Source organism: Chitinophaga jiangningensis, assembly GCF_900142605.1.
Lineage (GTDB): Bacteria > Bacteroidota > Bacteroidia > Chitinophagales > Chitinophagaceae > Chitinophaga > Chitinophaga jiangningensis.
In genome coordinates this window covers 93,284-106,046 of sequence record NZ_FRBL01000009.1, presented here as the reverse complement: position 1 = coordinate 106,046, position 12,763 = coordinate 93,284, and the positions used below count along the sequence as shown (strand labels likewise).

At 50.3% G+C, this 12,763-nt stretch carries 8 protein-coding genes; 7 read left to right on the top strand and 1 reads right to left on the bottom strand.

The features are described 5' to 3' along the window. Window positions 1-114: 114 nt before the first annotated feature. The gene (locus BUB18_RS22790) at window positions 115-2,550 is read left to right on the top strand and encodes a TonB-dependent receptor (RefSeq protein ID WP_083550623.1); all 2,436 of its coding nucleotides are present in this window, start codon (window positions 115-117) and stop codon (window positions 2,548-2,550) included. A gap of 46 nt (window positions 2,551-2,596) precedes the next feature. Here the strand turns inward: BUB18_RS22790 and BUB18_RS22785 are convergent, their stop codons facing one another. Beyond that, on the bottom strand, window positions 2,597-3,034 hold the full coding sequence (locus BUB18_RS22785) for a hypothetical protein (protein WP_083550620.1): 438 nt from the start codon (window positions 3,032-3,034) through the stop codon (window positions 2,597-2,599). An 82-nt stretch (window positions 3,035-3,116) separates the two neighbouring features. On the opposite strand from BUB18_RS22785, the gene BUB18_RS22780 reads away from it, so the two are divergent. From BUB18_RS22780 to BUB18_RS22755, 6 genes are all read left to right on the top strand, one after another. After that, window positions 3,117-3,716 (top strand): RNA polymerase sigma factor, encoded by a 600-nt coding sequence (locus tag BUB18_RS22780; RefSeq protein ID WP_073085500.1) that lies wholly within the window; start codon window positions 3,117-3,119, stop codon window positions 3,714-3,716. A gap of 71 nt (window positions 3,717-3,787) precedes the next feature. Further along, a complete protein-coding gene (locus BUB18_RS22775; protein ID WP_073085498.1) occupies window positions 3,788-4,915 on the top strand; it encodes a FecR family protein in 1,128 nt (375 codons plus the stop codon). Between the two features lie 24 nt (window positions 4,916-4,939). Continuing rightward, window positions 4,940-8,401 (top strand): SusC/RagA family TonB-linked outer membrane protein, encoded by a 3,462-nt coding sequence (locus BUB18_RS22770; protein ID WP_073085496.1) that lies wholly within the window; start codon window positions 4,940-4,942, stop codon window positions 8,399-8,401. A gap of 10 nt (window positions 8,402-8,411) precedes the next feature. After that, a complete protein-coding gene (locus tag BUB18_RS22765) occupies window positions 8,412-9,800 on the top strand; it encodes a RagB/SusD family nutrient uptake outer membrane protein (RefSeq protein ID WP_073085494.1) in 1,389 nt (462 codons plus the stop codon). Window position 9,801: 1 nt separating this feature from the next. Continuing rightward, on the top strand, window positions 9,802-10,950 hold the full coding sequence (locus BUB18_RS22760; protein ID WP_073085492.1) for a TlpA disulfide reductase family protein: 1,149 nt from the start codon (window positions 9,802-9,804) through the stop codon (window positions 10,948-10,950). Window position 10,951: 1 nt separating this feature from the next. Continuing rightward, window positions 10,952-12,730, top strand: coding sequence for a TlpA family protein disulfide reductase (locus BUB18_RS22755; protein ID WP_073085490.1), 1,779 nt, complete (start codon window positions 10,952-10,954; stop codon window positions 12,728-12,730). Window positions 12,731-12,763: the final 33 nt, after the last annotated feature.

Genomic DNA, 12,763 nt, shown 5'->3' with positions numbered 1-12,763 from the left:
CCCCTTTGGGTTCCCTTCTCAAAATTTTTCCGCATTCCATAAATCTTTCTCCCGTTTCCATAAACACATACATCCCCCATAGGCGATTTTTACAGTTTACTTATAACCTGTAGCATGTTGAACGGAAAATTAATAACCCTGTATTTATTTAGTTGTATACCTATCGCCAGCTTTGCACAAACTAACCCGGCCGGCTATACGATCAGAGGAGTAGTGGCAGATGCCACCACCCGCCAGCCGGTACCCTATGCCACCATCGGTATTACTAACGGGCAGCAAACACCGCTTACAGCCGCCTATTCCGGCGAAAACGGTTCCTTCCGGCTGCAGCTGCACCAACGGACAGCCCTACACGTAATTGTTACCTCTGTAGGCTATCAGAAGCTGACCACCTCCCTGCAAGCCGATAATGGAAAGGAGGTTTACACGCTGGATACTCTCTTCCTGCAATCCTCCGCGCAGGACCTGGGAGAGGTAGAGATTATTGCCCGCAAACAGCTCGTAGAGCAGAAACCGGGTATGCTGGTATTTAACGCAGAAAATGACATCAGCCTCAAAGGCGGCACCGCCGCCGATGTACTGCGCAAAGCACCCGCCCTCAACGTAGATCCGCAAGGCAACGTCTCCATGAGGGGAAGCAGTACCCTCAAAATCCTCATCAATGGTAAGTTCTCCGGGCAAATTGCCCGCAGTCCCGCCGATGCACTGAATATGATCCCCGCCAGCATCATTAAATCCGTAGAGATCATTACTTCTCCCTCCGCAAAATATGATGCGGAAGGCGCTGCCGGCGTAATCAATATCATCACCAAAAAAGGGCAGGACAGCTTCAGTGGTGCGCTGGAAGCCACTGCCAGCAACTGGGAACAGGCGGTGAACCCACGCATTTCATTCTCCAACGATAAATGGAATATGAGCGCCTATGCACATATCCACCGACTCCGCTCCAAGTCCGTTACCAGTATGGAAAGAACGGCCTTTGCAGCAGACGGGACGCCGGAATCTACCACTCACCAGGATAATGCAAAAGACAACATCATGCCGCACGGCTCCGGTGAATTTACCCTGGGCTTTACTCCCGACTCACTCAGCGAATTCAGTCTGAACGTAAACACCTGGATCGAAAACTGGCCGGGTAGCTATCATCAAACCAGTCGGATCTACAATGCCACTGGTATACTCACAGACGAGTACGCCCAGCAGGTAAAAAACAAGGAACGCTTCATCGGCACCGACATCGCCCTGGGCTATAATCGCCGGCTGCGGCATCCCGGCCAGGAAATCACGCTGCTGGCCCAATACAGCCCGGGCAAAGAAACCACCGGCTATACCAACCAGCAGTCCGCCGACCATGAGCTGCGCTATACAGAAATCAACGAAGGCATCACCTATAACCACGAATGGACTTTCCAGGCAGATTATACCCAGCCACTCACCCGCAATGATAAATACCTGCTGGAAGGCGGACTGAAATCCATTTTCCGTAATGCGGACAATAAATACAATGTCTGGGCGGCCGCAGCTCCCGCAACGCCGGCGTTGATAGCGGCCCGCTCTGATAACTTCGTATATGCGCAACAGGTAGTAGCAGGTTACCTGCTGATTAAAATGAAACTGCCCCGTAACTGGTACACCGAAGCCGGTGGCCGACTCGAGCACACGGATATCCATGGTACCTTCCACCGCGCCGGTACCACCTTTAAGAATGACTTCCTGAACCTGATACCTACGGCATCTCTCACAAAAAAACTTACGGAGCAGCATACACTAACGGGTAGTTATACCAAACGACTCACCAGGCCTTACATCTGGGACCTGAATCCTAATGCCGACGCCAGCGACCCTCGCAATGTCAGCACGGGTAATCCGGCCCTGCTGCCTGAAAATATGCACCAGGGGGAGCTGACCTATAGCTGGACCGCCAACTCCGGTTTTTTCCTTAATGCAGCAGCGTTTATCAAAAGAACAGACAATTCGATTATCGAACTCACCACCGTGGATGCAGCTGGTATCGCCACCACCCGCAAAGAAAACCTGGCAGGCAACCAGCAATATGGACTCAACCTGAGCAGCGCTTTCAGCCTGGCTAAAAACTGGAATGTAAATACGAACCTGAACATCAATCACCTCGACTTCAACAGTTCCGCACTGATGATCGTTAACACCGGCTGGGCTGCCGATATTAATATCAATACCAGCTACAAACTGCCGGGAAACTTTGCCCTGCAGGCTTTCGGGGAATATAATACCAGGATAGTAACACTCCAGGGCTATAAAACCAGTCGTTACTACTATAGTTTCTCCGCAAAAAAAGAATTAAAGGAAAGCAGGATGACCATTACCGTTGCGGCAATCAATCCGTTTAATCAAACCATTGCCCAGGCGGAAGTACTGAAGGCCGCCTCCTTCCTGTCAAGGCAAATTAACGGCTACTATAACCAGGCGCTGAAGATTACGCTGAACTGGGAGTTTGGGTCTGTGTTTGAGCAGAAGAAGGGGAAACAACTGAAGGTTAACAATGATGACGTCAGTAAGGAATCCAAAGGGTAATGTTACCACCGCTCATGGCCACCGGCCCTGAGCGGTAGCTTGAAATTTAAAAGAAGATATCTACGTAATCCACCACGTTATTCCCTTCGCAGTTATCCATTTCCTGCAACCGCCAGTACTTGCGCGCACCTTTTGACAGGAAATGATAGGTGCCTGTTTTTTCACACACAGCTCCATTATTTACATTGCTGTACCTGGTGCGGATGGTTCCTGTAAACACCAGTTCCGCCGGCGACGTTTGGGTAATGGTGCCATCAATGGTCACGAAATCTTTTTTATCATCACTGTACTGATCACCTTTTGCAGCAAAGGTGCCATCGGCATTTTTTGTGATGTTGATTTTGCCAGGTACGTCCCAGCTAATCCATTGCAGGGTGAAGTTGTGCTTACCTGGTGTCAGGGTTTTTCCCGGCGCCGATTGCGCAAAAGTGGCAGTAGCTGCAAACAGGGTACAGAAAAAAGTAAGGGCATTTTTCCAATTCATATGCGGTTAATTTTTAAAGCATGGAGGTCAAAGATAGGAATTAATGCTTTTTTTCTATTTTTACCGCCATAAGCACTTGTGAATGATTAACTATGCTGCCACCGATGATGCTACGCTGCTGGATCTGATGAAAGCCGGGGACCATGATGCATTTACCGCCATATATAACAAATACTGGTACCCGCTGATGCAGCACGTAATGAAGGCAGTAAGGGTTTACTCGGAAGCAGAAGATATTGTGCAGGAGTTATTTGTATCTCTCTGGAAAAACAAAAGTAAACTGGAGATCCAATATGCACTATCCACCTACCTCTACAACAGTGCCCGCTATATGGCCATCAGGAATATAGAAAGGAATATCACCCGTTCCAATTACCTGCAACGCTTGTCTGATCAGCTGGACAACGGTGGGGTACCATCCCCTGAAACCCTGCTCCATATGCGCAATCTGGAAGAGAAAATAGAACAGGCTATCCATGACCTCCCGGACAAAATGAGGGAAATATTTAATCTGAGTCGCAAAGAGCAGCTGTCGTACCGGGAAATTGCGACCCTGCTGGGCATCAGCGAAGAAACGGTACGCAAGCAAATCAGCAACGCACTAGCGCGACTGCGCAACCAGGTAGGATACGCGCCCGTGGCCATTATTGCCTTGCTATCCCTCATTCCGCCGGTCCACTAAAAAAAATATTTTCTTTTTCTCTACCACTACTACTTCCTTCATGTCACTAATGCTATAGGAAACAGTATTGTATGGACAAACATGAGGCAAAGTCATTATTGGGTAAATACCTGGACAACCGCTGCACACCGGAAGAGAAGGCTGCAGTGGAGCAATGGTACCATGCCCTCCAGGATGACTACCAATGGACACTGGAAGGAGCGCGCCGCCTGGAAACTCAGGCGGATCTCAAACAAAAAATCGATCGTGCTATTGGTATACTACCACAGGTAGTGCCATTATATCGCCGCCCATGGCTACGATACGCCGCCGCCATCCTGCTCCTCGCCGCTGTGGCCACCTGGATGCTCCTGCCCAAACATACGCCTGCACCTGCCATCACAACAGTGGCAGACTTGCTGCCTGGCAGCAATAAAGCTACGCTCACCCTGGGCAACGGCACCACGCTCACCCTCGATTCAGCTTCCAATAGGCACCTCGCCACCCAGGGAAGTACACAGGTGAGCCAGCAAAAAGGAGGGATGCTGGTATATACTGGCGGCCGCCAAAGCGAGGGGCAACCGGAATTTAACACACTTACCACCCCTAAAGGCGGACAGTACCGGCTTACCCTTCCCGACGGCTCAAAGGTATGGCTCAACGCCATGTCCAGCCTGCGCTTCCCGGCAAGTTTTCCCGGCAAGGAACGCCGCGTGGAAGTACAGGGGGAAGCCTACTTTGATATTGCCACAAACACACAGCAGCCATTTATTGTAATGGCCGCAAATACCGCCATAGAAGTACTCGGTACAAAGTTTAACGTCAACGCATATACGGAGCAACAAACGTTAACGACTACACTCCTGCAGGGCAAGGTAAAGGTTAGCAGTGCCAACACTGTTATCCTCGAACCAGGCCAGCAATCAGTTAATGCCAGCTCCGGCAAACAAATGATCCGCATCGTGGATCAGGCAGATACCGAACTGGCCACCGCCTGGATGAATGGTTACTTCCGGTTCAAACAAGCATCTGTACAGGAAGTAATGCAGCAGATAGCCCGCTGGTACGATATCGAAGTGAGCTACGAAGGCCTGCCACCTGCACAAAAGTTCAGTGGAGAAATTTCCAGGACATCCAAATTGTCCGAAGTGTTGACAGGCCTCTCCATGAGCGGTATACATACGAAAGTCACCGGCAATAAAGTAATTATTATCCCTTAAGAGGGCAACCAAAAACCAACTATCATGAATCATCAACCAAAGGTCCCTGCGAGCTTGCCACCACGGCGGATTAAAATTTTCAGCGTCCTGCTGCTGCTGTTTATACAGCTGAGCACTGCCGCCTATTCCCAGCAGGTAAATGTGACACTGAATAATGTACCAGTGGAACAGTTTTTTAAAGAAGTGAAAAAGCAAACCGGCTATGTGTTTTTTTATGATGAACATATCATCCGGCAGATAGGGAAGGTAACACTCAACCTGCACGCTGTTTCACTGGAAAATGCACTGGCAGCTTGCTTTAAGAACCAACCTGTGGAGTGGAAAATTTCCGGGAAGAATATTTTTCTGCGCCTGAAACCTGCCACAGATAATCAGTTGCAGGAGCAGGCCACTATCACGGTTACGGGTCAGATCACCGACCAGCAGGGAGCACCACTGCCATTCGTAACCGTGCAACTATCGCCGGCAGCCAAAGGCGCCGTAAGCGATGAGCAGGGCTTTTTTACTATCAGCGGGGTAGGGCCGGGCAAATATACGCTGGAGGCCTCATGCGTAGGCTTCGAGAAACTGGCGGTGCCTGTGGATGTAAAAGGGCAGCCGGTTGCCCTTGGCCGCATACAATTGCAGCCCGGGGTATCGCGACTCAAAGAAATTGCGGTGGTAAACACCGGATACCAGCGACTTTCCAGCGAACGTGCTGCCGGCTCCTTCGGGGTGGTCAATAATGCAACACTGGAAAAAAGAAATAATTATAGTCTTACCAGTTACCTGCAAGGCCAGGTACCAGGCCTGCTCGTCAACACCGACGGCACCATGACCATTCGCGGTAAAAGCACTTTCCTGGCTAATTCCAGCCCGCTGCTGGTAGTCGATGGCTTCCCCGTAGAAAGAGATATCAATACCATCAACCCCAATGATGTGGAAAGCATTACCGTGCTTCGCGATGCCTCCGCGGCCTCCATCTGGGGCGTACGTGCCGCCAACGGCGTGATCGTTATCCAAACCAAAAGGGGCGCCGCATCCAGGAAATCACTGGATGTGAGCTTCAGCTCCTCCCTCGCTTTTACCAAAAAGCCTGACCTGGATGATATCCCATTTGCCTCCTCCGCCACCTTCATGGATTTTGAAAAATATAAGGTAGATAAAAAACTCACTACGCTATATGGGAAACCAAGGAATGCCATTAGCCCCGTTGCAGATGCCTGGCTCAACAATCCCGCCAAGGCCCCGGCCATAGTGGACTCACTGCGCCAGTATGATGCAATTAATTCCTTTAGCGATCTGTTTATGCGTAATACACTGCGGCAGCAATATAGTCTGTCCATTGGCGCCAAAGGCGAAAAAAGCAGTACCCGCGGATCTTTTAGCTACGATAACGTGCCCACCTATATGAAACAGACAGGCACGGAAAGATTTTCAGCGGACCTGTTCCAGACCACCGCCCTCACCAAAAAGCTACACCTGGATATGGGGCTGAACTTCGTCCTGATCAATACCACCAACAACGGGCTGCAATTGAATGACCTGAACAAGCTTTTGCCGTATCAGCAGCTGCAGGATGCAAACGGCCGGTATGTCCCTCAACCACAAACTTTTTATCAGGCAGATAAAGATGCGCTCCTTAAATCCGGCTACCCGTACGATTGGGATTTTAACCTGCTGCGGGAGTTCCGTAATAACAACAATACCACGCAAAACAGGAACCTGACGGCGGTAGCAGGGCTAACCTACGAACTGCCAAAAGGGTTCTCGTTCAACAGCTCCTACCAATATGAAAACTACAGCAGCACCAATACAGTGCTGGAAAATGAGGAAAGCTACAATGTCCGTAACCAGGTCAATTTTTCCACGGTTGTTAAAAACGGAAAGCTCGTTAGTGGCTTACCAAAAGGAAGTATTTACAGTCTGGCAGAAACACATTTGCAAACCCATACCCTCCGCAACCAGCTGAAGTTTGACAATAACATCGGCAGCGAGGACCATAGCCTGACGGCCATAGCCGGCCTGGAAATCCGGGAGGTGAGCGGTAAATCGTCCAGCATGGTGAAGTATGGATACGACCCTGCTACCTTACAGTACGCCAACCTCGATTATTTAAATGGCTATACGAATATCCTGGGTACTACCTCTTATATCCGCGATGCCACCCTGTTTACCGATACGAAAAATCGCTTTGTATCCATCTTTTCCAACGCAGGGTACACCTACCTGGATAAATACTCCTTAAATGCCAGCGCCAGACTGGATAAAACCAACCTGTTTGGCAGCAGCGACAAATATAGAAACGTGTGGTTATGGTCCTCCGGAATCAGCTGGCAGGCCCATAAGGAAGCCTTTCTGGCAAACAGCCCTTTTGCAGTGCTGATAGTACGTGCCACCTACGGTATCAACGGTAACGTCGATAAAAGTACCAGTCCCTTCCTGATTGCCAAAGTAGACAGGGACGCACAAACGAACCTCAACTACGGTTACATCTCCAATCCGGCAAACCCATTGCTGCGCTGGGAAAAAACAACGGTCAGGAATTTAGGACTGGACTATGTACTGATCGGAAGTCGCCTTAGAGGTAGTATAGATTACTACAATCGCCTGAGCACTGACTTGCTGGGCAATGCCACGGTAAACGGCACCTATGGTTTCAACAGTGCTTATATCAACTATGCCAGCATGCGTAATAGTGGGGTAGATGTAGCACTTACCGGTGTGATAGTGAAGCGTGCCGTGAACGTGAGTACTACGCTCAACTACAGTTATAACAGCAATAAGGTGATCAGTGTAGATTTCCCTAATCCTACCGTGGGGGCCTATACGGCCGGTATAGCACAAGCTGGCAAACCCTTGAACTACCTGTATAGTTATCGCTGGGCAGGACTAAGTGCCACCGGTGCACCACGGGTGTTTGATGAAAAGGGTAACGCGGTAGACTATACGAAGGAAATGACCAGCACCGCCGCATTGGTTTACCAGGGTACTACCGTTCCCCCACATTACGGTGGCCTGTTCTTTAATGTGGGATATAAGGCATTTGCTTTAACCGCCGGCTTTACCTATAAGTTCGGACATCACTTCCGCGTGCCGCAGTTGCAGTATACCCGCTTGTTTGAATCAGTAAACGAAGTACATAAGGATTGGAGTAAACGCTGGCAGCAGCCAGGGGACGAGCTAACCACCGATGTGGCAGCGATGCCCGCGAGTCAAACCGGGTTAACGGTGTACGACAATTACATCCGCTATGCGGATATCCACGTGGCTACGGCCTCGAACATACGCTTTAACGAACTGCTGCTGAACTATACTGTTCCCAAAACACTGACGGCTAAGTTGCATGCCCAGCAGATCACCCTTACGGCACAGGCCCGCAACCTGGGTGTATTCCTGTTCAACAGGGAAAAGGTGGACCCGGAGTATGCGAGCGATTTAAGCACTTATACACTGTTGCTGACGCCTCCGGCGGAATTCACCTTCAGTATTAAAGCTAACTTCTAAACGGACACACATGAAAAAACTGCTGATATATACAATGGGAGCTATGCTGGTAACGGGGCTGGGCGCCTGTAGCAAGTATCTCGACATAAAGCCTAAAGGTGCCTTTATTCCTGAAAAAACCAGCGACTACCGGCTGCTGCTGGATGAAACTACGGCAAAGGAGAAGTCCAATGGCTTTTTCAGCACCTATGGCATGGACATCATGCTGGACGATGATATGGCCATCTTCCCGTTTTCACAGACCTATTACAACACCAATGCGCTGAACGCTTACCGCTTTGCGGAAAATATATACCTGGAAAATGAATCGGACAGGGACTGGGAAGGAATGTATAACCAGATCTATACCACTAACCTGGTGACCTTGCAGGTGATGACAGCTTCAGGTGGCACCGCTGCAGATAAGCGGCAATTAATGGCGGAAGCCAGGGTACACCGGGCCTATGCTTATTTCATACTGGTAAACCTGTATGGAAAGCAATACAGCGCTACCGCCACTACAGATGCGGGTGTGCCTATCCGTAAAGGACTTGATTTTGAAGAAAAGCTACCTCGCGCTACCGTACAGGAAGTGTATGATTATATCCGGGAAGACCTGGTGGCAGCCTTGCCGGACCTGCCAGTGGCCCCGGCCGCTGGTCTTACCAACAGACCTGTAAAGGCCAGCGCCTACAGCCTGTTAGCGAAGGTATTCCTGTACCAGAACGATGCTGCTAATGCGGTACATTATGCAGATTCCAGCCTGAGTGCGTATAACACGCTGGTAGATTACAACACCCTGCCACCAAATCCATCTTTTCCGGAGGTGCTGAATTATCCGCAGAATTTTCGCAATCCTGAAATGCTGCTGGAGAAGTCGGGCCCTATGATTAGTCCGATTGCTTACGCCAGTAAGGCTTTGCTGGGCATGTATAACACCACTGCCGACTTACGCTTCAGCGCCTACTTTTTTAATGATAAAGCGTTTGGATTAGGATTCGGTTATTTCAGCAATGAGTGGTCCGGCAGGTCGGCTGCCAAAGGCCCTTCCGTACCGGAAACCTACCTGATTCGTGCGGAGGCTAATGCGCGGTTAGGTAACATTGCTGCAGCCTTGCAGGACCTGAATACCCTGCGTGCTGCCAGGTATAAAAAGGGAACCGACTACATGCTCACTGCAGCCACGGCTGCGGAGGCATTAACATTAGTGAAGGCGGAGCGCAGAAGGGAAATGGCTTTCCGCGGCAGCCGCTGGTTTGATATCCGCAGGTATAACGCAATGGATAACGACAATATAACGGTGACGCATACACTGCCGGATGGTAGTTTTAGCCTGGCTCCAAACAGCAACAGGGCCGTGCTGCCAATCGGCCGGAAGTACATCATCATGAACCCGGAAATTACTCAAAACCCAAGATAACATGCTTATAAGATTAGTGAAAAATAGCCGGGCTGCACTCCTGATGGCAGCCCTGGCCGGAGGGCTGTTTGCCTTTAAAAACAGTAGTCAGCTGGCGGAGTTCCGCCTCAGCGGGCATATCCCGGATGCGGATAACATACCGGTATCGCTGGTATATGACGTATACGGCACCGCGGAAACGCTGGTGACGGACACCATCCGCCATGGCGAATTTACCCTGCGCTGCCCGGTGAAAGAAGTGATGAATGTGTCACTTACCTATCGCAAAGGGAAGTCCATGTACAGCTACCCCGTGATACTGGAACCTGGAAAGGCAACCTTTACACTTACCGCTACTGGCTTGTCGCAGGTGAGCGGCGCAAAATATAACAACTGGATATTAGGCTACCAGCGGGATAGTGCTTATGTGCAGGTAGACAGGGAAGTGTTCCGCATGCGCCAGCCTGGTGCTGCTACCGGCGCTGAGGCAGAGTGGGAGGGGATTCAGCTGTTCATGAAACGGTTTGACATCCGCAGCGTTTACCTGCAGGGGGTACTGAATAATAAAAAGGACCCATCCGCCGCGGCAATTGCGGCGGTGATGCTGGAATTAGAGCCGGATCGCAACGCGGCCATGGAAGTGGTGAATAAGGCAGCGGTCAGGCTGGGGGAAAACAGCTATGTAGTGCGACAGGCGCGCCGGCTGGATAAGTCCCAGGCAGAGCGGATTGCGCTCCGCCAGGGCAAAATGATCGGCGAAAACTATATTGACTTTAACCTCCCGGATGTGAATGGTAAATATATTCGTTTAGGCGATGCTGTTACTAACAACAAGTATACGCTATTGCAGTTCTGGGCATCCTGGTGTGTGCCCTGCCGTGCGGAAATTCCTGAGTTGAAATCGCTCTACGGCAGCTTCCATAGCAAAGGCCTGGAAATAGTTTCTTTCTCCATGGATAATAACCGCGTGGCCTGGCAGAAGGCTTCCGAAAAGGAGCAGCTCAGCTGGCCCAATGTATCGGACTTGTTGGCAGATAAAAGCCCTGTGGTGAAAGGATATCCGGTAAACGGCATCCCGGCCAATGTAATCATTGACCAGCAGGGGAAAATTGTAGCGAGCAACCTTACCGGTAAAGACCTGGAAGAAAAAATAAAATCATTATTCCCTTAAAATGAAAATAATTGCTATCACAGCTGCATACCTTGCCTGTATGCAGTATGCCTACGCACAGTCCAATCATACACTAAGCATATCTGACACACCTGCAGCGGGCCACGGGATCACCATTACGGCTGATCCCCGTGGTACTGCGCTCGCAGGAAGTACACCACTGTATGTGATTATAGACGCAGAAGGGAAGTCGAAACAACTGGCTGCCGATACACTCCTGTTGTCTGCCACAGGACAGGCGAAGTATACAGTGCCTGCCGATGCAGTGGTGCTTACCGGGCGATTGTACGATGGCCACATTACGGATGATAACAACGGTAAAGCATATATTTTTCCTGTTTACAGAGAGAAGAAAGTGCTGCCCTACGCGTGGTACCGTATGTCGCAGCTTGCGCAGGGCATGGGTGGCTGGAAGAAAGACCAGCAACTGGCCCTGGCGTACCTGAAAACGGAAATAGCAATATATCCCGCTGCTGAAGCGGAGTTCAGGCAGCAGTATTACAATATGCTGATCAATTCTCCGGAGCCGGCGGATAAGGCGCTGCTGATTCAAAAACTGCTGACATATCATACCACTAATGAAATGGAGCTAACACTGCACCAGCAGTATTTAGCGTTTCTGGGGCAGCAACAGGCTGCGGATTCTGTGGCACACCTGTTGGAAAAACAATTCCCTGAAGGGAAATACGTGCAGCGTAAACAAATGGCAGCTGTGACGCAGGCCCCTGATTTTGCCGCACAGCAACAGTTGTTCAAAGCGTTTATACAGCGCTTTCCGGAACCTGCCGGCGGGGACTATGAGTATACCGGTTTGTACAAAGCCATGGCACAGTCGGCCGTAGCCGCGGGTAACAACCAGGCAGCAGGGTATTATATCAGTTTGTTGCACCGGCAGGAAGACCAGGTAGCTACCTACGTGCAGTTAGCACAGCAACAGCCGGAGCAGTCGCTCTCCTGGTTGTCGCAGGGCATTGCCGTTACAGATACCACCCGGGTGCATACTAACTGGAACGCCTATATGAATGCCATTCCACTCTATCTCTCCAGGCAGGATGTAACAACAGCGCATGCACTGGCAGGCACCCTTTACCGCCATGCCGGCAGCAGGGAGGCGGCACTGCTCCTGGCGCAAACCAGCAGTGCCAGCGGCCAGGATGCGACTGCGCTCCGGGTACTGGAAACTACGGTAAAGGCAGGGCATTCATCTCCCCAGATAAAAAAAATGCTGCAAGCCCTTTATGAGCGGCAATACCCGGGTAAGGATTTTACAGCCTGGTGGAACGCCCTGCAACCCGCCACAGCAGATCATTCTGGTGATATCAGGGCTGGCATGATAACGGAAACCATTGCAGGTATCCGGTTAAAGGATATCAGTGGAAAGGAGGTGGACATAGCCGCCCTAAAAGGTAAGATAGTGGTGCTGGATTTCTGGGCCACCTGGTGTAAGCCTTGTATACAATCGTTCCCGGCTATGCAGGAGGTGATGCAGCAACATCCTGAAGTGGTGTTTTTGTTCATTGCCACTTTTGAAACCGGTGAAGCATTGGGTAAGGTGAAGCAATTTGCAGCCGAAAAGAAATTTCCATTCCGGTACCTGATGGATGAAAAACTGAGTAATGGCCCGGGTTACAAGGCCTTTAACCAATATAAAGTGGCCAGCGTGCCCTATAAAGTGATCCTGGATAAAACCGGTAAAGTGCGCTTCCGTACCAATGGCTTTGATGGTAATGAGGAAGCACTGGTCCGTGAACTGAATACGATGATCCAATTAATACAGTAAATATAAGACTCCCCGGGAATCATCATTCCAGGG